This window comes from Thermosynechococcus sp. GLH187 (assembly GCF_031583395.1).
Classification (GTDB): Bacteria; Cyanobacteriota; Cyanobacteriia; order Thermosynechococcales; family Thermosynechococcaceae; genus Thermosynechococcus.
Window position 1 is genome coordinate 2,533,659 of the sequence record NZ_CP134175.1, and the last position, 21,320, is coordinate 2,554,978.

The 21,320-nt window shown below is 54.3% G+C and carries 18 protein-coding genes; 6 read left to right on the forward strand and 12 right to left on the reverse strand.

Annotated elements, in window-relative coordinates; all coding sequences use genetic code 11:
- The first annotated feature begins 42 nt into the window (after window positions 1–42).
- Window positions 43–1,566, forward strand: coding sequence for a bifunctional aminoglycoside phosphotransferase/ATP-binding protein (locus RHI63_RS12415; RefSeq protein ID WP_206200422.1), 1,524 nt, complete (start codon window positions 43–45; stop codon window positions 1,564–1,566).
- A gap of 45 nt (window positions 1,567–1,611) precedes the next feature.
- Complete coding sequence (locus RHI63_RS12420; RefSeq protein ID WP_255521468.1) at window positions 1,612–2,898, forward strand: homoserine dehydrogenase; 1,287 nt, start codon at window positions 1,612–1,614, stop codon at window positions 2,896–2,898.
- On the opposite strand, the gene cysW is transcribed toward RHI63_RS12420, so the two are convergent.
- From cysW to RHI63_RS12450, 6 genes are all read right to left on the reverse strand, one after another.
- On the reverse strand, window positions 2,895–3,734 hold the full coding sequence (cysW, locus tag RHI63_RS12425) for a sulfate ABC transporter permease subunit CysW (RefSeq protein WP_206200423.1): 840 nt from the start codon (window positions 3,732–3,734) through the stop codon (window positions 2,895–2,897). The two genes, RHI63_RS12420 and cysW, sit on opposite strands and share 4 nt — an antisense overlap.
- Window positions 3,721–4,572: a sulfate ABC transporter permease subunit CysT gene (gene cysT, locus RHI63_RS12430; protein ID WP_206200424.1), complete on the reverse strand. Its 852-nt coding sequence runs from the start codon at window positions 4,570–4,572 to the stop codon at window positions 3,721–3,723. Before cysT ends, cysW begins: the two co-directional genes overlap by 14 nt.
- The gene (locus RHI63_RS12435; RefSeq protein WP_206200425.1) at window positions 4,572–5,618 is read right to left on the reverse strand and encodes a sulfate ABC transporter substrate-binding protein; all 1,047 of its coding nucleotides are present in this window, start codon (window positions 5,616–5,618) and stop codon (window positions 4,572–4,574) included. Before RHI63_RS12435 ends, cysT begins: the two co-directional genes overlap by 1 nt.
- Before the next feature lie 85 nt (window positions 5,619–5,703).
- On the reverse strand, window positions 5,704–6,030 hold the full coding sequence (locus RHI63_RS12440; protein ID WP_190278112.1) for a hypothetical protein: 327 nt from the start codon (window positions 6,028–6,030) through the stop codon (window positions 5,704–5,706).
- A gap of 123 nt (window positions 6,031–6,153) precedes the next feature.
- Window positions 6,154–10,134 (reverse strand): magnesium chelatase subunit H, encoded by a 3,981-nt coding sequence (locus RHI63_RS12445; RefSeq protein ID WP_206200426.1) that lies wholly within the window; start codon window positions 10,132–10,134, stop codon window positions 6,154–6,156.
- Between the two features lie 128 nt (window positions 10,135–10,262).
- A complete protein-coding gene (locus RHI63_RS12450) occupies window positions 10,263–10,928 on the reverse strand; it encodes an ABC transporter ATP-binding protein (RefSeq protein WP_206200427.1) in 666 nt (221 codons plus the stop codon).
- A 25-nt stretch (window positions 10,929–10,953) separates the two neighbouring features.
- Between RHI63_RS12450 and RHI63_RS12455 the strand changes: the two genes are divergently transcribed.
- Window positions 10,954–11,841: a Sll0314/Alr1548 family TPR repeat-containing protein gene (locus RHI63_RS12455; protein ID WP_225901589.1), complete on the forward strand. Its 888-nt coding sequence runs from the start codon at window positions 10,954–10,956 to the stop codon at window positions 11,839–11,841.
- Here RHI63_RS12455 and RHI63_RS12460 read toward each other — a convergent pair.
- Window positions 11,838–12,827 (reverse strand): FkbM family methyltransferase, encoded by a 990-nt coding sequence (locus RHI63_RS12460; protein ID WP_206200429.1) that lies wholly within the window; start codon window positions 12,825–12,827, stop codon window positions 11,838–11,840. The two genes, RHI63_RS12455 and RHI63_RS12460, sit on opposite strands and share 4 nt — an antisense overlap.
- Window positions 12,828–13,223: 396 nt before the next feature.
- Here RHI63_RS12460 and RHI63_RS12465 point away from each other — a divergent pair, with 396 nt between their 5' ends.
- Complete coding sequence (locus RHI63_RS12465) at window positions 13,224–13,964, forward strand: TerC family protein (protein ID WP_206200430.1); 741 nt, start codon at window positions 13,224–13,226, stop codon at window positions 13,962–13,964.
- Here the strand turns inward: RHI63_RS12465 and ndk are convergent.
- A complete protein-coding gene (ndk, locus tag RHI63_RS12470; RefSeq protein WP_206200431.1) occupies window positions 13,939–14,391 on the reverse strand; it encodes a nucleoside-diphosphate kinase in 453 nt (150 codons plus the stop codon). The genes RHI63_RS12465 and ndk overlap by 26 nt on opposite strands.
- A 55-nt stretch (window positions 14,392–14,446) precedes the next feature.
- Here ndk and RHI63_RS12475 point away from each other — a divergent pair, with 55 nt between their 5' ends.
- Window positions 14,447–15,244, forward strand: a complete 798-nt coding sequence (locus RHI63_RS12475; protein ID WP_310744626.1) for a PhzF family phenazine biosynthesis protein — start codon at window positions 14,447–14,449, stop codon at window positions 15,242–15,244.
- Here the strand turns inward: RHI63_RS12475 and cobO are convergent.
- From cobO to RHI63_RS12495, 4 genes are all read right to left on the reverse strand, one after another.
- Window positions 15,241–15,843 carry a cob(I)yrinic acid a,c-diamide adenosyltransferase gene (cobO, locus tag RHI63_RS12480; RefSeq protein ID WP_206200433.1) on the reverse strand — a complete coding sequence of 201 codons (603 nt, stop codon included), beginning with the start codon at window positions 15,841–15,843 and terminating at the stop codon, window positions 15,241–15,243. The genes RHI63_RS12475 and cobO overlap by 4 nt on opposite strands.
- Window positions 15,844–15,846: 3 nt before the next feature.
- Window positions 15,847–16,794, reverse strand: a complete 948-nt coding sequence (locus RHI63_RS12485) for an RNA polymerase sigma factor, RpoD/SigA family (RefSeq protein WP_302677368.1) — start codon at window positions 16,792–16,794, stop codon at window positions 15,847–15,849.
- Between the two features lie 355 nt (window positions 16,795–17,149).
- A complete protein-coding gene (locus RHI63_RS12490; RefSeq protein ID WP_302678457.1) occupies window positions 17,150–18,985 on the reverse strand; it encodes a flotillin family protein in 1,836 nt (611 codons plus the stop codon).
- 71 nt (window positions 18,986–19,056) lie between these two features.
- Entirely contained in the window at window positions 19,057–19,377 is a 321-nt protein-coding gene (locus RHI63_RS12495) for a hypothetical protein (protein WP_206200436.1), read from the reverse strand.
- Window positions 19,378–19,726: 349 nt separating this feature from the next.
- Between RHI63_RS12495 and RHI63_RS12500 the strand changes: the two genes are divergently transcribed.
- Window positions 19,727–21,268, forward strand: a complete 1,542-nt coding sequence (locus tag RHI63_RS12500; RefSeq protein WP_310821650.1) for a bifunctional pantoate--beta-alanine ligase/(d)CMP kinase — start codon at window positions 19,727–19,729, stop codon at window positions 21,266–21,268.
- Window positions 21,269–21,320: the final 52 nt, after the last annotated feature.

Genomic DNA, 21,320 nt, shown 5'->3' on the forward strand with positions numbered 1-21,320 from the left:
GTCTAGTGATATGATTGGGGCGCGATGTTAGCCACAATACGCATGTCTTTGCCTGCCTTTGTCGAAGCCCTATTAACCCCTGCTGCGTACCCCCATGCAGTGACCTCTCCCATTCAATTGCTGCAAACGCATATTTCCTACGTATTTCTGACGGGGGACTATGCCTATAAGGTGAAAAAGCCGGCGGATTTTGGCTTTTTGAACTTTACAACCCTAGAAAAGCGGCTATTTTACTGTCGGGAAGAGTTACGGCTGAATCGCCGTTTGGCGTCAGATCTCTACTTGGCGGTGGTGCCCATTGTGGCGGTAGGCGATCGCTATTTTGTGGCGGATCCCCAAGACTTACCTGCGGGAGCTGAGGTGATTGACTATGCCGTGCAAATGCGGCAATTTGATCAGTCGCAACTGTTTTCGCACCTCTTTGCAGCCAACCAAGTCACCCCCCACCTGATTGAATCCCTCGGTAAAGAACTGGCTCATTTCCACCGCGCCGCTGCCACAGATCCCCACATTAGTGAATTTGGTTCCCCGCGGGCGATCGCCCAAGTGATTAACAATTGCCATGCCTTGGCGGCTCAGTTTGTCGGTCGCTGTCAATCCCCAGAACAGTACGCGGCGATTCAGGCTTTTACCGATGACTTTCTGACCCGGCATCAGGAGTGGTTGGTGCAGCGGCAAGCCGCAGGCAAAATCCGCGAATGCCATGGGGATCTGCACCTGAACAATATCTGCCTGTACAACGGCAGGGTGCAAATTTTCGACTGCATTGAGTTCAACGAAGAATTTCGCAATATTGATGGCATCTATGACGCCGCCTTTTTGCTGATGGATCTAGAGTTTCGGGGTCGCGGGGACTTGGCCAATCTCTTCCTCAATACCTACTTGGAGTGGAGTGGGGACTACGCTGGGGCGGTGCTGTTGCCCCTTTACCTTTGCATCAGAGCCTATATTCGCGGCAATGTGAACGCCTTGGCCCTCAACGATCCCGCCATTAGCGAGGCCGAAAAGGCACAGATTCAAGCCACGGCTGCGGCCTACTATGAGGCGGCCTATCGCTACACCCAACCACGTCAAGCCAAGCTCTATGTCATGTGCGGTCTCTCTGGGGCAGGCAAAAGTACACGGGGACGGGGTCTCGCCCAAGCCGAGCAAGCCATTCAAATCCGCTCCGATGCCGTGCGTAAGCACTTGGCGGGCATCCCCCTTGACCGCCGCAGCAGTGATTTCCCGCAGGTCGATCTCTATTCTGAGGCCATGACCCAAAAAACCTATAATCAGCTCTTGGCCTATGCAGAATTGTTGCTGCGTCAAGGACAAACGGTGATTTTGGATGCCAAGTACGATCGCGTGGCGCTGCGCCAACCCGTGATTGCTTTAGCTGAGAAATTGCAGGTGCCCTTGGAGATTCACTTCTGTAATGCACCGCCTGAGGAACTGCGCCGTCGTCTGAGCGATCGCCAAGGGGATATTGCCGAGGCCACGCCCGATCTCATTGCTGCCCAAGTGGCGAGTTTTGAATCCTTTTTGCCTGAGGAGGAACCCTACGTTCGCCATGTGTGTGACTAGGACGAGCGCGACTGATAATAGGAACAGTGCAATAGGACGGGTCTGATGTATCACATTGGTTTACTAGGGTTGGGCACTGTTGGTGGCGGTGTGGCGCAAATTTTGGCGGATCCAGCGGGGCGCCACCCGCTGATCAAGGAACTGGCGATCGCCCAAGTGGGGGTACGGGATATCCATAAGCCCCGTGCTGTTGCCCTTGATCCCAAGCTCCTGACCACTGACTTAGAACGCATTGTGACTCATCCTGAGATTGACATTGTGGTGGAAGTCCTCGGCGGCATTGAACCGGCGCGATCGCTCATCCTCAAGGCCATTGCCCATGGCAAGCACATTGTCACCGCCAATAAGGCCGTCATTGCCCGCCATGGTGCTGAAATTTTTGATGCGGCCAATGCCCAAGGGGTCTATGTGATGCTCGAAGCGGCCGTGGCCGGTGGTATTCCTGTCATTCAAGCCCTGAAACAGAGCCTAGGTGCCAATCGTATCCACAGTGTCAGCGGCATTCTCAATGGCACCACCAACTACATCCTGACCCGCATGCAGCAGGAACAGGGGGATTTTGCCCCCATCCTTGCCGATGCCCAACGCCTAGGGTATGCCGAAGCCGATCCCAGTGCTGACATTGAGGGATGGGATGCCGCGGATAAAATTGCCATTCTGGCCAGCCTTGCCTTTGGGGGGCGGATTCGCCGCGAGGAAGTGTATTGCGAGGGCATTCGTGGGATCACGGCGGTAGATATTGCCTATGCGGAAAAACTCGGATTTCGCATTAAACTGCTGGCGATCGCCCGCCAGCTCAGTGGCCAGCCCCTAGAGGTGCGCGTTCATCCGACGCTCGTGCCCCTTGAGCACCCCCTTGCCGGCGTCAATGGCGTCTTTAATGCCATTCTCCTAGAGGCAGAGCCTTTGGGACAGGTGATGTTCTATGGTCCCGGTGCCGGTGCAGGGGCAACCGCCAGTGCCGTCGTGGCGGATTTAATCAACATTGCCGCCCTTCTCCCCCAAGGACGTGCCAGCCATCCCTTGCTCACCTGCCAGCACGATCAGTTTATGCCGCTGCTACCGATGGCGGAGGTGGATAGTCGTTTCTATGCCCGTGTCCATGCCCAAGATCATCCGGGAGTCCTAGGGAAACTGGGTACCTGTTTTGGCAACCACAATGTTAGCTTGGAATCCCTTGTGCAAATTGGCAGCCACAATGAACTGGCAGAAATTGTGATTGTCACCCACCATGTGCGCGAAGGGGAGTTTCGTCAAGCTATGGCCGAGATTGCCCAAATGACCGATATTGAAGCCGTGCCCTCGATTTTGCGCGTCCTCGGCACCTCCTAGGGATTGGGCTTGATCCCTGTTTTCCGCTCCAAAATTTCCTTAACCACGAGCGTCACAAGCGCTAGCAAGCCAAGGATCACCGCTGCCGCATAGGCGGACTCCGTATTGTAGTTTTTGTAGGCATCCTCCACAAAGAGGGGCAGGGTTTGCGTCAGACCTGCCACATTGCCAGAGACCACTGCCACAGCGCCAAACTCCCCCATCGCTCGCGCATTGGTCAACAAGACCCCATAGAGCAGCCCCCAGCGGATATTGGGCAGGGTGACTCGCCAAAAGGTTTGCCACTCATTGGCGCCTAGGGTTTTTGCGGCTTCCTCCTGCTCGGTGCCGATTTCTTCTAGAACAGGGATGACTTCTCGCGCCACAAAGGGCAAACTCACAAAGGCTGTTGCCAGCACCATCCCCGGAAAAGAGAAAATAACGCGAATATCTAAAGCTTGCAGCCAGCCCCCGAACCAGCCATTGCGGCCATAGACCAGTACCAGCATCAGTCCGGCAACAACGGGGGAGATGGAAAAAGGTAGGTCAATAATGCTCAGTAAAAGGGTGCGTCCCGCAAAGCGATGGCGGGCGATCGCCCAAGCGGCACAGAGACCAAAGATCGTGTTTAAGGGCACCACCACCAAGGCAAGGGCAAACGTCAGCCACACCGCATGCAGAAAATCCGGCTCCAGCAAATTTTCCAGAAAGGGCATGACTCCCTTGTGAAAGGCTTGGAAAAGGACATTGGCCGCCGGCAGCAAAAGCACAAGGGCTAAGTAGGCGATGGCAATGACAATCAAAAGGGCATGGAGCCATGGCTTTTCTTGGGTGGGCGAGGGTTTAACGCTCCGCATAGCGCCGCCCCCACGCTTGCAGCAGATTAATCAGAAATAAAATCGCTAGGGATACCAAGAGCATCACCGTACCAATAATGGTTGCTGCCTCATAGTCATACTGCTCTAAGCTCTGAAACACCAGCACTGAGGCAATCAAGTCCCGAAAAGGAGTGTTGGAGGAAATAATCACAATTGAGCCAAATTCCCCCACTGCCCGTGAGAAGCCTAGGGCAACGCCTGTGAGAATAGCGGGCATCAAAGGTGGCAAAATCACTCGCCAAAAGGTCTGCCCATGAGTAGCACCCAGCGACCATGCTGCCTCCTCCACATCCTTTTCCATTTCGGTGAGGACGGGCTGCACCGTGCGAATCACGAAGGGTAAGGAAATAAAGAGCATCGCCACCGCCACCCCCCAGCGGCTGAAGGCAATTCTGATTCCGAAGGGCGCTAGTAAGCTACCAATCCAGCCATTTTCGCTATAGACCGTTGCGAGGGTGAGACCCGCCACCGCCGTTGGCAATGCAAAAGGTAGATCCACGACAGCATCAAAGAAGCGCTTCCCCGGAAAGGAATAGCGCACCAGCACCCAAGCAATCAGGGTACCAAAGACGCCATTGATCAGCGCTGCGATGAGGGCAGTCACAAACGTGACTTCATAGGCCGACAGGGCGATCGCCCGCGTTGCCACCTGCCAAAAATGCAGTGGCCCAGCACTACTGGCACGGCTCAAGAGGGCAGCAATGGGTACAGCCAGCATCACGAGTAAGTAAAAGACCGTGATTCTCCAAACCCAAGGAAACTGCCAGCGCTGTTTCTGAGGAGAGAGTGACGGCGAAATGGGGTGGGTAGCGGTCATCAGGCTTGATTCTCCTGCTGAATTTGATCAAACAGGGCGCCATTAGCGAAAAATTGGGCTTGCACCTTCTCCCAGCCCCCTAAATCTGCCACGGTAAAGAGGGTGGGCACGGGTGGAAACGTCTGCTGATGAGCGGCAAGGACGGTGGCATCCACGGGTCGAAAACCATATTGGGCAAAGATCTCCTGAGCTTGGGGAGTATAGAGAAAGTCAATATAGGCCTGTGCTACCTCCCGTGTGCCATGTTTATCCACGTATTGATCCACAAGGGCGATCGGGTTTTCAATCAGGATATTCACAGGAGGAAGGATATAGGAAAGGGTCTTGCCCTTTTGGCGAGCCAAGATCACTTCATTTTCATAGTTGATCAGGGCATCCCCCTGTCCCTGTTTCAAAAAGGCATCAGTGGCTTCACGACTATCGCGGGGGAGAGCAGCCACATGGCGAAAGGCTTCAGTCACAAACTGCCGCGCCTGATCAAACGTTCCCCCTGTTTCCGTGACCGATCCCCACAGCGCAAGGAAGTTCCAGCGAGCCGCGCCAGAGGTTTTGGGATCGGCAGTCACAAATGTCACCCCCTCACGGGTGAGATCCTGCCATGTTTGCAGATTTTTCGGGTTGCCGTCACGGGTAATCAGGGCACCGACAGAAGTGGTGACAATGCTGTTGTGGGGGGCTTGGCTAGCCCAATCGGGGCGAATTAACCCTGCTTTGGCAATGCGATCGACATCTAAAGCAAGGGACAAGTGGACAATATCGGCTTCTAGGCCATCAATCACCGCCCGTGACTGACTGCCCGAGGGACCATAACTCGTTCGGAAGCGCACTTTTTGTTGATGTTCCTGTTCCCATTGAGCAGCAAACAGGGGCATAATAGCCTCGTGCGCTTTTTTAGTGACCGAGAACGAAGAAAGCGTTAGATTCACCTGAGCAGGGCGACCATCGGGCAGAGTGGCCTGAAATTGACAAGCAGCGGTGAGACCACTGAGACCTACCGCTAGTAAGAACAAGCTCAACCAAACCCTAAAACGCCGCCAATTGACCATTCTGCCATCAATCTACGATAAATCGGTCGGAATACTGATGTGTAATCCATCTTAGCAGAAGGGGCGGCGATTCTGACTGGAATTCTTAAAACGTGATCAGCACCCCACTCGGATTCGCGGGAATCACATACTGCGGTTGATTGCGATGGGGCTTTTTGCGGTGATGGCGCGATCGCGGGGAGGCTGGCGGAACACTAACCACTCTTGGCTGTACCACATACACGGGTTGTGTTTGAGGGGTAGGCACCACATAGACGGGTTGGCTAGAGGGACTGGGCACCACATACACCGGCTGACGGGAACCACCAAGATTCACGTTGACATTCAGTTGAGCCGCGGCGGTATCCACAAAGGAAAGAACCGCCAAACCAGTCAAGGACGATAGGCCAACGACTTGAAGTGTCTTCAACATCGTCAACTCCTCCACAGAAAAAACGTACTGCGGGGTCTGACGCTTAAGGAGCAGGGTGGGTTCCGATCACATCGGCGTCCAAATAAAAAGGGGGAAGAGCTTCCCCCATGCTATTCACGTTGTTTACTCAACGCCCTCAATCTTGTCCTCGACCTCTTGATAGAGTTGCCGCAGCAGTTCCAGATTGGCTTCACTGGTCTGCCAATAGCCGCGTCCGTGAAGTTCGAGGAAGGTGCTCACCATTTTGCGGAAGGAGTGGGGGTTGGTATTCAGAAGCCGCTGCCGCATCTGCTCATCGAGAATAAACGTGGCATTCGCCTCCTCATAAACCCAGTTATCCACAGCTCCTGCGGTGGCCGACCAGCCCATTGTGTTGACTAGTCGCTTCGAGATCTCGCGCACCCCTTCGTAGCCGTGGGAGAGCATCCCTTCATACCACTTGGGATTCAGGAGCTTGGTTCGGCTGTCGAGGCGAACGGTTTCCGAGAGCGTCCGCACTTGGGCATTGGCTGTGGTGGTATCGGCAATATAGGCCTTGGGTTGCTTGCCATCGCTGCGCAGTGCCGCCACCAGCTTGGTCGGATCTGAGTCAAAGTAGTGGCTGACATCGGTGAGGCTAATTTCTGAGGAGTCGAGATTCTGGAAGGTTACATCCACGGTTTTGAGGGCGGTTTCAAACAAATCCCGCGCCTGCTGCATCGTCCCCGGAGAATCTGCCGAGAAGGCAAAGGACTTACGGGAGAGATACATATCCTGAAGTTCCGACTCCTGCTCCCAAGAGCTATTTTCCACCGCTAGGTTGACATTCGCCGCGTAGGAACCGGAGGCATTGGTGAAGACCCGTGTGGCCGCTTGGCGCAGGTCAATCCCCAATTCTGAAGCCTGTTGCAGGGCGTGCTTGCGGATAAAGTTTAGCTCAAGGGGTTCATCGGCTTCGGCAGCCATCTTGATGGCACGGTCAATGAGCGCCATCTGGTTGATAAAGAGATCGCGGAAGACCCCAGAACAGTTGACGACAACATCAATGCGTGGCCGCCCCAGCTCTTCTAGGGGGATGAGTTCCACTTTGTTGACCCGTCCCAAGGAATCGGGTAAAGGACGTGCCCCCACTAGCCAGAGCACTTGAGCAAGGGACTCGCCATAGGTTTTGATATTATCTGTGCCCCAGAGCACCATGGCGATGGTTTCTGGCCATTGGTTGTTGTTTTCCGCTTTTTGCCGCGCTAGAAGGCGATCGACCACAACTTTGGCAGACTGCACAGCAGCGGCAGTGGGAATGGCTTGGGGATCCAAGGCGTGGATATTTTTGCCCGTCGGCAAGACCTCAGGATTGCGAATTGGATCGCCACCGGGGCCGGGGAGAATGTACTCGCCTTCAAGGGCTTGCAGCAGTGCCCCCAGTTCATTGTCGGCCACAATCTGCTGTAAACAGAATTCGAGGTATTCCATCAGGGGCTTGAGGGCAGCGGCATCCACTTGGGTATAGCCTGCACCATGGAGGGATTCAATCCACGGCTCTTTGCGCCCCATGTTAAAGAAGTTCAGCTTCGAGACCCGCGACACACGACCCTCGGCATCGGCTTGGGCTTGGACGAGGGCACTGACGGCAGCACGGGTCGCCTCGTTAATCTGGCGCAGCAGTTCAACATCCGCCAGTACCCCGCGATCGCTATTTTGATAAATCTCATCAATGTCCCGCCCTAGACTCTCGGCAATGAGCCTAGGCAAGCTCTTAATGCCGTCCTCAGAGCGATCCAAGCTGGCAATATTGACCAAGGTAGCCACTGCTTCTTCCGTTGTCGGCGGTTTGCCAATCACGTGCAGGCCACAGGGCAGGAGGCGGCTTTCAATTTCCATCAGCTTGATATAGACCTTGCCCACGAGGGTATCGCGCTCCTCGGCAGTGAGATCTGCCGCGTCCTTAGCGGGGAGAGCCACATCCTGATCGAGATTGACTAGGCGGCACTTGTCCATGATCGTGTTGACAATCTGAACCCCCCGACCGCTATCTTTCAGGGTTTGGTAGGAACCAATGAGATCGCTGAGTTCCCGCAGCCCTTTGTAGAGGCCGGCATTTTCCGCGGGGGGCGTGAGGTAACTAATCGTGTTGGCATAGCTGCGGCGTTTGGCAATGGTGGCTTCGGAGGGGTTATTGGCAGCGTAGTAGTAGAGGTTGGGAATACAGCCAATGAGATTATCGGGGTAGCAATCCCCAGACATGCCCATCTGTTTGCCCGGCATGAACTCCAAAGAACCGTGGGTGCCAAAGTGGAGCACTGCATCCGCCTGCCAAATGTGGTTGAGGAAGGTGTAATAGGCAGCAAAGCCGTGGTGGGGACTGGCAGAGCGAGAAAAGAGCAGCCGCATGGGATCCCCTTCGTAGCCAAAGGTGGGCTGCACGCCAATAAAGACGTTGCCGTAGGCTTTGCCGTAGATGAGCAGGTTTTGGCCGTCACTGTTCAGGTGCCCTGGCGGTTTGCCCCAGTTTTCTTCAAGGCGCTTGGCGTAGGGGGTGAGGCGCTCGTATTCCGGCACGCTCATGCGGTAGGCAATGTTGAGTTCAGGACTCCCCACTTGGGCACGGGCATCGTGGAGAATTTCCTGCATCAGGGCTTCGGCACTCTCGGGCATGTCCTGCACGTCATAGCCGTTGTTTTTCAGGGCTTCCATGACTTTGTAGATGGAGCCAAAGACATCCAAGTAGGCGGCGGTGCCAACATTGCCTTTATCCGGCGGGAAGCTAAAGATGGTGATGGCGACTTTCTTTTGCACCTTGGGTTTGCGGCGCAGATTGGCCCACTTCAGTGCCCGCTGTACGATCATTTCGACGCGGTCTTGGAGGGCGATCGCCTTACCGGTCATGCCATCGCGACCGGAAAGAATAATTGGCTCAATGGCACCATCCAGTTCCGGTAGAGCAATTTGCAGCGCCACTTGAATCGGGTGCAGCCCCAGATCGCTGTCTTCCCATTCCTCAGTGGTTTGAAACACCAAGGGCAGTGCCACCATGTAGGGACGGTTGAGTTTTTTCAGTGCCGCCACAGCTTTGGGATGATCCTGCTTGGCAGGCCCCCCCACAAGGGCGAATCCCGTGAGAGAGACAACGGTATCAACAATGGGTTTCTCAGGGTTGACGGGATCGTAGAAAAATTTTTCTAGGGGCGTCGAAAAGTCCAGCCCACCAGAGAAGACGGGAATCACCCGCGCCCCTTGGGATTCAAACTCTTGCACAATGGCGACATAGTGAGCGTCATCACCGGTGACAAGGTGGGTACGCTGCAACAGCAGGCCAATGGTGGGCACGAGAGGGTCTTTGAGATCAGCGCCAATATCGCGGCGACTGTTGAACCAGTTGAGGTACTCCTTAAGATCCTCAAACATTTGCGGTGCAAGGGGGTGCCAAATACCGGTGTCGGGGTAGGTGACCGGTTCTTGGTAGCTGAGGTTGCTGTTTGGCTGACCTTTGAAGACGTAGCGATCGGCCAGCATGAGGAGGAAGTTTTCTAGGTTCTCTGGCGACCCGCCCAGCCAATACTGGAAGCTGAGCATGAAGTTGCGGGCATCCTGAGCCTTGTCAATGGGGAGGTACTTCAGCACTTGGGGCAGGGTTCGCAGGAGTTTGAGCATGGCATCTTGGAAGCCGGCACCTGACTTCTCCTTGCGCTTTTTCATGAAGTTGGCAATCACGCTCTTGGATTGGCCAATCTGAGCCAAGGAAAAGCTGCCCATTTTGTTGAGGCGCATCACTTGGGGCAGCGAGGGGAAGACAACCGCTACATCCAAGCGATCGCGATAGGGCTGAACCGCCTCGACCACCTTATCCGCTAAGTCCTCAATGAAAATCAGGGAGGCGATAAACACATTTGCCCGCGCCACGTCCTCACAGAAGGCGGCATAGTTTTCGGGATTGCGCAGTTCCTCAAGGAGATAGCCACTGATTTCAATGGCCACCTGTGGATGGGTATCGTTAATGCTGCGAACCGCTGCCGACAGCGCGCTCTGGTATTGGGCTTCAAGTACCACATACACCACTCGCAACAGCGATCGCCCATTTAACGCCGCTGGCGCGATATGCCGAATCGTGGACTTGACGTGGGTGAACATGCGTTCAAACTCCTTGTAACGATCGAGACCAAACCCCAAGGGGGATATACCTTTTGTGGTTGTAGCAGAAAATCAAGCTGGCAAGCGACTTTGCGGTTCTGTGGTAACAAATTGCAAAGTATTGCTACCTAAGTATTAAAACTTATTACAGGACTGGATCGCTGGGAAATCAAGGGCACTAGACAACCGTTTTCCAATCGCCACGTGCGATCGCTAATCTCCCGCAATTCAGTGGCCTCATGGGTGACCACAAGCAGGCTCCAGTGTTCCTTGAGGCGGCGCAGCACCTGTACCAATTGGCGGCGCATTGACCAATCCAGACCTGCCGTCGGTTCATCGAGCAAGAGCAGGTAGGGTTGGCGCACTAGTTGCACAGCAAGCGCGAGACGACGCTGCTGACCACCACTCAAGGATTCGGGGCGGGTGTGCAAAGGCAAATGATCGAGACCCACATCGGCAAGGGCGCGGTAAAAGTTTTCGTAGGGAATTTCTGGGTGGCCAAAGCGTAGCTCTTCGAGAATAGTACTGCCACAGAAGTAGCGATCTGGGAACTGAAAGACCAATCCGGCCAACTGTTGTAAATGATCGGGTGTGAGAACCTGATCCTGCCATCGAATGATTCCCCGACTGGGGGTGGCCAAGCCCGCTAAAATCTCTAGTAGGGTGGTTTTGCCGGATCCACTGGGTCCGATAATTAATCCCAGTTCAGCCATACCCAAGTCTAAATTAATGTCCCGCAAAATGGGCTGAGGGGTGGCGGCGGGGTGGTAGCTGAGATGGTGAACCGAAAACAAGATGCAGACTCCGGAGGTAACGACCGTGCAAACACGTCAACTGCGCCTGTGGCAACGCTTTGCTCTCTATCTTAGTGGAGCGATCGCCCCCTGGGTACTGAGTACCGCTGCCCTTGCTGGGGATCCTTTCCGTACGGGCGCTCAAGCACGACCCATTTCCGATCAAACGGAAGCTGTCTTTGTTGCCCTCTTTCGCGATGGCAACTATGTCAAAGGTAAAGAGTTACTGCCGGCGGCCTTGGAGCGCGATCGCCAAGAACCCCTAACCCTGACCTTGGCTGCTGCCATTGCCTATCTCAATGAGGATTGGGCAGGGTACAAACGCTACGCTGAGGAGACCCTGCGCGCTGCCCAAGCCCTCACGAGCCGCGATCGCCTGCGGGGAAATCTCTATCAAGCCGTGGGGCATTTCCTGATGGCTGGCTATGAAATTTCCGATGCCGGATCGGGGCCTGTGGCTGGTGCCCCCGCCGCTCTGTTGCGGGTACAGCGGGTTCTCGATCATGTGGGGCGAGCCGAAGCTGTCAATCCTCGCGATCCGGAATTGAATCTTGTTCGTGGCTTTATGGAGTGGGGTATTGCCAGTAATGTGGGCTTTGTCAGCATGGATCGGGCCATTCAAACCCTGCAAACCTACGCCGCTCCCAATTACCTGAGTTATCGAGGCTTGGCCTTGGCCTATCGCGATCGCAAGCAATGGCCGCAAGCCTTAAACGCGGTTGATCAAGCCTTGGCAGTTGCCCCCAACAATCCAGAACTCCTTTATCTGAAAGCGCAAATTTTGGCCGCCAGTGGCAACCGATCGCAGGCACAGCAATATTTCCAGCAAGCCCTAGCCAAACAAAGCCAATTGCCGCGAGGGATTCGCGAGGAAATTCAGCAGTTTAGCCGCCGCCTTTTGCCCCAAGGCTAGGTTGTTGGCTCAGACAGCAGCTTTAAAATTGGCAGCTTGGCAATATCTGTGCTGAGCAGAGGCTGAACCTGTTCCAAAATAGCGCAAATTTCTTTGCGGCAGTTCCACTGAGGGATTTCGCCATAGCGAAGCGTCAGTTGCGTTAAAACTTCCAGCGCATAATCAGGAAAGTCCAGTGCATCAGCAATTGCCGCCAGTTTTAGCAAGTGGCTAGGGCTCTGTAGGTGCTGGTTTTGCTGCTGTTGACTCTCATTGAGCAAATCCCGCAGGTAAATTGCATCGGCCCATAGCAGTTGACCCCCTCGCCGTTGGGAGTGAAATGGGGAAACGTAGCGCGGTAATCGGCACCAACCATCATTGGTGAGTAGGTCAAAGAGCACAAAGCCTTGAGCGCGCAAATATGCATCAATATCCCCAAAGAGGGGTTGCCCTCTGTAAACCTCCGAAAACTCAACTTCAACTATGATTGCTAAAGTACTGGCTGCCAGAAGCCGCTCACCGCCTTGCAACACATCTAGATCTGCACCTTGGACATCCACTTGCAGGACATCTACGCTCTCAAGGCCTTCAGCTTGGGCAAATGCGTCAAGGGTGGTTGTTTCCACCTGAACACTTGCCGCTACATCCAAGCCAGGATTAAATCCTTGAAATCGCGATGTGTAGCTCAAATTTGGTGGATATAAAGAACTGCAATGAATGGCGTTGGTAATGTAAAGGGTTGATTCTCCCACCTCTTTGCCCAACGTCAGCGGATAGTGACGCTCAAACCACGTAATTCCTTGGGCGGCTAAGGCGGTATTGGCCTGATCACAGGCGTCGGCATCCGCATCAAAACCATAAATTCTGAGATTGGGGGCAAAGATATGCCATGGAGATTGGGCATAATCATCCTCATGATAGATTTTGCGAGAGCCAACGATGCACAGCGTTAAAGAAAGCGGATCGAGCTTGCCTGCCGCTTTTAGCGTATTGTTAACGAGTCCCATAGCAACGTAGAATTCCTGCAACGTCAACGACAATTCTGAATTGTGCCCCAGCGAAGACTGTCTTTTGCTCAATCATCGCCACCTTGGTAAAGCGAGCGATCCAAGAATGTTCACCCCCTTGGCTCCCCAAGATTCAAGATTTCAGTCCTCGTGATAGGTTAACGGTGAAAATGCGACAGGATGCAGGACTATGCACACCAGAACCAAAGGGGAATCGCTTGTCCGCTGACTGGATGTGCGTAAGGCCTACCGTCAGCCCAACGGTCAGGTCACTAGCATTTTTGGTTGCGCCTACGTCTGGGTTTGAGGGTGTTCCATCTTTGGGAAAAGGGCTGTACCGCTCCTGTGCGACGATAAATATAAGCAGCCAAAAATCTGGAGAACTTCCCTCACCCGATGATTGATGAACTATTGGAACTCTCGCCCAACTGGGGACTGGATACCCTGTTGTTACTTGTGGTGTTGTTGGCACTCGAAGCGGTTCTCTCAGCGGACAATGCGATCGCCCTAGCGGCCTTGGTACGAGGCATCGAAGACTTAGATGCACAACGGCGGGCACTCAATCTGGGACTGGCCATTTCTTACGTTTTTCGCATTGGCCTGATTTTCACAGCGACTTGGGTCTTGCGGTTCTGGCAGTTTGAGTTGGCGGGGGCACTCTATCTGCTGTGGTTATCGGCAAAGTACTTTTTCTTTACGACCGAGCCAGAACATGAACACGAGCGGGTGATTCGTTCTTTTTGGCAGGCAGTCCCCCTATTGGCCTTAGCGGATTTGGCCTTTTCCCTCGATAGCGTGACAACGGCGATCGCCCTGTCGGATGAGCGTTGGCTGGTATTACTCGGCGGCACGATTGGCGTGATTATGCTGCGCTTTATGGCGGAGCTATTTATCCGCTGGCTAAAAGAATTTCCTCGACTTGAGGATGCGGGCTATTTCACAGTGATGCTGGTGGGTCTGCGGCTGCTCATTCGCGTGATTAATCCCCAACTGGTACCCTCGGACTGGGTGATGATTAGCCTGATTGCCCTTTGCTTTACGTGGGGCTTTTCCAAGCGGGAGGTGGAGGAGCCAGACACCCCCCCAACCCTTCCCAAGTCAACCCATGAACCTACATCTCATACACCCAAGAGGTGAAGGCCGGCTCCCAAGGCACCAGTTCCTGCGTCTGGAACCAGAGATTGATTTCCCGCTCGGCATTTTCGGGACTGTCGGAGCCGTGAATTACATTCCGTCCCACATCTACAGCAAAATCGCCCCGGAGCGTTCCTGGCTCCGCATTGAGGGGATTAGTGGCACCAATCAGTTTGCGGGCATTGGCAATCACCCCCCGGCCTTCCCAGACCATGGCCACCACCGGTCCAGAGGTAATGAAATTCACTAGCCCCGGAAAGAAGGGCTTATCTTTGTGTTCGCCGTAGTGCTGCTCTGCCAATTCGCGGCTGACCCGCATCAGTTTGAGGCCGACCAGTGTGTAGCCTTTTTGTTCAAATCGTTGGATAATCGTCCCCACTAGCCCACGCTGAACGCCATCGGGCTTAATGGCTAGAAATGTCCGTTCCACGCAGTCTGTCCTCTGCTCGATCTACAGGATTGATTTTACGGTTTTCGGGGGTCGGATGCCGCTACCACTGTACCAAGTTGATGCCTTTACCCAAGAACCCTTTCGGGGTAACCCGGCGGCCGTATGTGTCCTAGGGACGTTTTTTGAGGATGCAACCTTGGGGGCGATCGCCCGCGAAATGAATCTTTCAGAAACGGCTTTTGTCGTACCGCTGGCCAGTGGCTTTCACCTGCGCTGGTTTACCCCTGTGGCAGAAGTGGATCTCTGTGGTCATGCCACCCTCGCAACAGCCCATGTCCTCTGGCAGCATCAAGGGGTGGTAGGGGATCTAGAATTTCACACCCGCAGCGGTCTCCTGCGTGCCCAGCGCCTTGGGGATTGGATCGCCCTTGATTTTCCGCAGCAGCCCGTAATGCCCCTTGCGGATCAGCAGGTGCAAGCCTCAATCATTGCAGCGCTCGGGACACCACCCATATTTATGGGGCAAGCGGGCAGCGATCTGCTGGTGGATCTGGTCGATGCCAGTGCTGTAGCCCAGTTGAAACCCGATTTTGACCAAATTGCCCGCCTGCCTTGCCGAGGATTGATTGTGACCGCCCAGGCCAATGGCGCGGAATATGACATCGTCTCCCGTTTTTTTGCCCCCCAACTGGGCATCCCTGAGGATCCGGTCACTGGCTCGGCGCACTGTAGCTTGTATCCCTACTGGCGAGCAAAACTGGGGAAGGACAAGTTATTGGCCTATCAAGCCTCAGCGCGGGGGGGCGTGATTAAAATTCACCCCCACAGGGGCGATCGCCTGCGGCTATTGGGTCAGGCGGTTACGATTTTCGCTGGCGAACTCCTGCTTTAGAATTCAATCCCCGGCTGGGCTTTAACGCCCTGTTCGCGAAAGGGATGCTTGACAAGGGTCATTTCCGTCACCAGATCTGCGGCGTCAATCAGGGCTGGGGGAGCACCGCGTCCGGTGAGAATCACATGGGTCATTTCTGGCTTGCGGGCAAGTCCCTCGAGCACCTGTGCCACAGTTAAGTAGTCCAGCTGGAGGGCGACATTAATTTCATCGAGCAGTACCAAGCGGTACTCGGGGTTGGTGATGTAGCTCAGACCCAGCTCCCAAGCCGCTTGGGCACAGGCGATATCCCGCTGGCGGTCTTGGGTTTCCCATGTAAAGCCCTCCCCCATCGCATGGAAGGCCAGTTGGTCTGACCAATGGCTAAGAACCGCTTTTTCCGCTGGCTCCCACGCCCCCTTGATAAATTGAATAATTGCCACGCGATAGCCATGCCCCAAGGAACGCAGCACCATGCCCAAGGCTGCTGTGGTTTTGCCCTTGCCGTTGCCCGTATGGACAATAATGAGACCTTTTTCACGGGTGCGCTCCGCGAGGCGTTGCGCCTGCACGGCTTTGCGCTGCTGCATTTTTTGGCGGTGCTGTTCGTCAGTGAGCATGGGCTAGCTGGCAAGGTACTCGTGAATATCGCCGCGGCGTTTGCGGAGTTTGCTGAGGGCCTCCCGCTCAATTTGCCGCACCCGCTCGCGACTAATGTTGAGCAGTTCGCCCACTTTGGCAAGGGTGAGGGGCTGGCCGTTTTCTAGGCCAAAGCGTAGGGAGAGCACATGGCGTTGCTGCGGGGTCAGATCCGCCATCAGCCGTTCAAGGTCACTGCGCAACGAGGATTGAGCGGCAAACTCCTCCGGTGAAATGGACGGATCCTCGAGCAATTCCCCCAACTCCGTATCCTGATTATCGCCGACACGGACATCAAGGGAGAGGGGTTGTCGCGCCCGTTCGAGATATTCCCGCACTTGGGCAGGGGTTAATTCCAGTTCTGCCGCCAGTTCATTAATCGTGGCAGCGCGACCGAGGCGTTGGGACAGTTGTCGCTGGGCTTTTTTGATTTTGTTCAGCTTTTCAGTGATGTGGATGGGCAGACGGATCGTGCGCCCCTTTTCAGCGATCGCCCGTGTAATGGCTTGGCGAATCCACCAGTAGGCATAGGTGGAGAAACGATACCCCTTGGTGGGGTCAAATTTTTCTACCCCCCGCTGCATCCCGATTGTGCCCTCTTGGATTAGATCAAGCAGATCCACATTGCGCTTGATGTACTTTTTGGCAACCGAAACCACCAGCCGCAGGTTGGCCTCCACCATTTTGCGTTTGGCGCGCTCGCCATTTTCGATAATTGTCTCTAATTCTGCTTCACTCATGTTGGCGGCGGCGGCCCATTCAGCACGGGTAGGTTCACGGTTGAGTTCTGCCGCGAGCTTTTCGCGAATCTCGTTCATGGCGGTAAGCTGCTGCACCTGTTTGCCGTAGATCACTTCCTGTTCGTGGGTGAGCAATGGCACACGGCCAATCTCCCGTAGGTAAGTGCGCACTAAATCTTTTGAAGTATCCATAGTCCCTATCGCTCGTTCTCAAGGTTGACAGCAGTGATTCGTCCAAGGCCTAGGAATATCGTTTTCTCTATAGGATGGGCGATCGCCCCTGCTAAAGATCGCGGCCAAGCCAACGGTGCTTTAACAGCGTTTTCGTAGATACGTTACATATATTAAGAATCTTAACATTTCTAAATCTGTTCATCGGAATACTAACACCGACCTTTGGTGGTTCTTAATCTTTTTTTTATATTTACCCCATTGAAAAATCTCTATGAATTTTGAAAATATAGATGGAGTTAATAAATCTTTGGTTCACGCCTCAGACCTACTGAAGAGTTATCCATTCTTGCGGCTAGGGGTATGCAGTCGCGTCTTAGGAATGAGACGTATTTTCTTGGAGTAGGGATTTAATTTGTGCTAACAACTGCCCCAGTTTCCCCTCCTCAAAAAGGGCATTGATCAGGGCTAGCCCGCTGGTGGATAGGAGCAGTTTATTGAGATCAGCAGGGGTGCCCCCGTTGGCAAAGGTATAAATTTTGGCATCGCCAATCACCCCCGGTTGCGGGGCAAGGGCTTGGAGAACTTGTGGCAGTTGCGGTGCCAGTTCTGGCCAGAGGGCTGTAATCACTTGAGCTGTCAAGTTAGCCTTGCTAATCACATTTTTGGCCGCGAGCATGGCCTCCATCCCTTCAGCTTCAGCAAGGGCTTTATCACGGTTGGCCGCCGCAAGGGTGCGAATCGCTTCCGCCTCCAGTTCCGCTGCCTGTTGGGCAATTTCCGCTTGCCGCCGCCGCCGAAAGGCATCAATTTCCACAACGTTTTGCTCTAGCACCCGTTTTTCAGCCGCTTCCCGCTCTGCGGCAATAATCGCTAGGTTTTTCTGGCGATTGGCTTTTTCCACTTCGATGGCGGTGGTGACCGCAGATTCTGCCCGTGCCCGCTCGGCTTCGGCAATCAGACTTTCTTTTTTCTTGGTGGCAACGGCGATCGCCACATCCTCTTGGGCAAGACGCGCTTGACGCTCGGACTCCGCAATGGCCACCTGTGCTTGCAAACGGTTGGCCTCCACCTGCTGCTGGCGACTGATCTCGGCGATTTCTGCCTCCTGCTGTTGCTGGGCTTGCGTTACCTTCAGGAGTTTATTTTTTTCCTCCAGTTCAATGCTGGCCTCGATTTCCTTCTGTTGGATGGCAAGTCTTTTGCGGATTTCTTCTTCCTCAACCGCTTGGGCTTGGAGCAACTTTGCCCGCTGAATCGCGGCTGCCTCTGCTGCTTTGGCCTCCTCAATTTCCCTTTCCCGCTGCGCTTTTAGGGCTTCCACCTTCAGGCGTTGGCTTAACAGTGCCGCTTCTTTTTCCTCTTCAATTTGCAGGGAGCGTTTTTGGGCATCCAGTTCCTTTTGTTCGATCGCTACCCGGGTTGAGAGTTCGACTTCCCGCTTTTGTTGAATCGAGCGTTGAATCGTTTCTGTGCGCAGCCGCACCCCCTGAGCATCAAAAAAGTTGTTTTCGTCGTAGGTGTCACTCTCTTGGACTTCTGAGATGGCAATGTTGTTGAGGGTGAGTCCAACTTTTTGCAGATCCTGCTGCATCAGGTTGAGTACCTCTTGGGCAAACCCTAGTTTGTCGGAGTCAATTTCAGCCAAGGACTTGTGTTTTGCGGCTGCGCGAATGGCATCGTCCGCCCGTTTTTCAAGGGCATTCTTGATGTCTTCGGGGGTAATGCGGTTATTTTGGGAAAGGCGAGCGGCGGCAGTGAGGACATCCTCTTCGGTGGCATTGATGCAGACATAAAAGGTGACCCGCATATCAGCCCGCAGATAATCTTGGGTACGCACCGCCAATTTGCCCGTTCGCTCTACGTCAATGGAGATTTCCCGCAGCGGTACCCGTGTCAACTCATGGAACCCCGGCAGGGCAATGCAGCCACCATTGAGAATGACTGTTTTTTTCTTAACAAAAATCCCCCCCGTGCGCACAAAGGCTTCGTTGTTGGGGGTAATGACATAGACGCGCGTGTAAGCCCAAATGCTCAGGAGCAGTAAAATCACAATGCCGGCAATCACACCGGGAAAAAAGAGCAGCCCACCCAGATTACCCATGACAATGGGGGGAGACTCCGCCAGTACTGTGGCTTTGGTTTGGGTGCGGGGAGGTGCTGGCAATTCTGGTGTCGGTAATGCCTGCAAAAATGTCAGCCAGTAAAGCATAGAACTGCCCCCTCAGCGTTAATTTCAGTGTGGCATTTTGGGGGCGATCGCCCGCTATTTTTAAGGGTTCTTTAATTCGCTGGAGCCACTTCAGTGGTTGAGGCCACGGCGGCATCTTTGCGCTTTTTCTTCTCTGTGACTGTCACAGGTCGCATTTCAATATGGTTGAGCAGTGTCGTGACAAAGGCAAAGAGCAAAAAGGGCAAGGTTAAGACCAAAATTAGCCCCCCGACCAGAAACGCCTGCACGGGATTGTTGTAGAGGGTGAGGGATGCGGCCAAACCAATAAAGATCACAATCAGCCAAACAATGACTTGGCCATAAATATCCCCGAAGGTGAGGGTGCAGACGAAACGGTATTTTTGTAAGCTGTTTTGTAGTTCATTGGCCATAGGGGCTATCCTCGCGGCGTATGCTGAACAGTTCCAGTTAAAAAATAAGCTTTTGGCTCAGGGGGAGTAAAACGGAGGTTGCGTGACAGGGTTGGCAAGTACAGAGAAACGAAGGTACCTGAATTTTAGAAAACCTGCCCCCAAGATTAAAGCCCTTGCAACAAATGTACAAACTTTGGTTAGAAAAAGCGGGCACGGGCATTGGACAGCCCTTTTCTAACATTGGGATCCACCAAACCCGCCTCTCTGATCGTGGCTTTCAGAAGCTGGCGTGTCTTCTCTCGGTGTGAAAAGGGCTGTAATATGACAGATTGTATCAAAACTGCACCGATCGCCCCCGAAGCACTCTATGGGTAAGTTTTACCGTTTGACCACCACGGCGGGTTTACAGGCTGCCCTCGGCACATTACCTCCCGCAACCACCCTTGGTTTTGTGCCGACAATGGGGGCACTGCATGGGGGGCATGCCGCCTTGATCCAGCGGGCACGGCAAGAGTGTGATGTGGTCGTTGTCAGTATTTTTGTCAACCCGCTTCAGTTTGGCCCCCAAGAGGATTTGGAGCGCTATCCCCGTGCCCTTGAGGCGGATACGGCACTTTGTCAGCAGTTAGGGGTGGATCTGCTCTTTGTGCCCAGTGTGGCTGAACTGTATCCAGCGGGGATGGAGAGTCTCACGGTAGTTGAGCCACCAAGGGAGTTAACGGAACGCCTCTGTGGGCGATCGCGCCCCGGCCATTTTCGCGGGGTAGCAACAATTGTGCTGAAGCTCTTGCATTTGGTGCAGCCCGATCGCGCCTATTTTGGCCAAAAGGATGCCCAGCAGTTAGCAATTATTCGCCGCTGTGTGGCGGATTTGAATCTGGACGTGGAGATCATTGGCTGCCCCATTGTCCGCGATGCCGATGGCCTTGCCCTCAGTTCCCGTAATCAATACCTCAGTGCGGGCGATCGCGCCACCGCCTTAGCCCTAAGTCAGAGCCTAGAGGCAGCGACTGCTGCTTTTCGTCAAGGTTGCTTTGCTACCAGCGATCTCTTGGAGCAGGTTCACAACCATCTGCGCCAGTTTCCCCAGTTGCGCCTCGACTATGCCGAATTGGTGCATCCCCAGACCCTTGTGCCCTTGGAACGCATTGAGACCGTGGGACTGCTGGCGATCGCGGGTTGGGTGGGGCAAACGCGCCTCATTGACAATTGCCTATTGGATCGCCGCCTGCCGATTCTGGCTGTGGATGGCCCTGCCGGCGCGGGGAAGTCAACCGTGACGCGACTAGCAGCCCAAGCCCTAGGGTTGCAGTACCTTGACACCGGTGCCATGTATCGAGCAGTAACTTGGTGGTGCTTGGGCAATAACATTGATCTCAGGGATGAGCCAGCCGTCGTAGAGGCGATCGCCCATTGTCAGTTGCGTCTTGAGAGCAGCGATCCCCCTCAACCCACACGGGTGTGGATCAACGATTGCGAGGTCAGCCAAGCGATTCGTTCCCTAGAGGTGACGCAGCGAGTGTCCCAAATTGCCGCCCTGCGGGGTGTGCGACGACTCATGGTACAACAACAGCGGGCGATCGGAGCCAATGGGGGCATTGCTGCCGAAGGTCGTGATATTGGTACCCATGTCTTTCCCGAGGCAGGCTTGAAAATTTTCCTAACGGCCTCGCCCGAAGAGCGTGCCCAGCGCCGCTGGCAGGAGTTACAACAACAAGGACAATGCGACCTCTCCTACGAGGAATTGCTCGCTCAGATTACCGCTCGCGACACAGCGGATCAGCAACGCACCTACGCCCCTTTTCGCAAAGCTGCCGATGCCATAGAAGTCTGTACGGACAACTTGGCGATCGATGAGGTGGTGAGTAAAATTGTTCATCTCTACCGCAGTCGCTTTCCTCAACCTTGATGAGCAAGGGAGATTTCCCGTACAGTAGCAGAGGAGAGTTCACGCCGAGCAC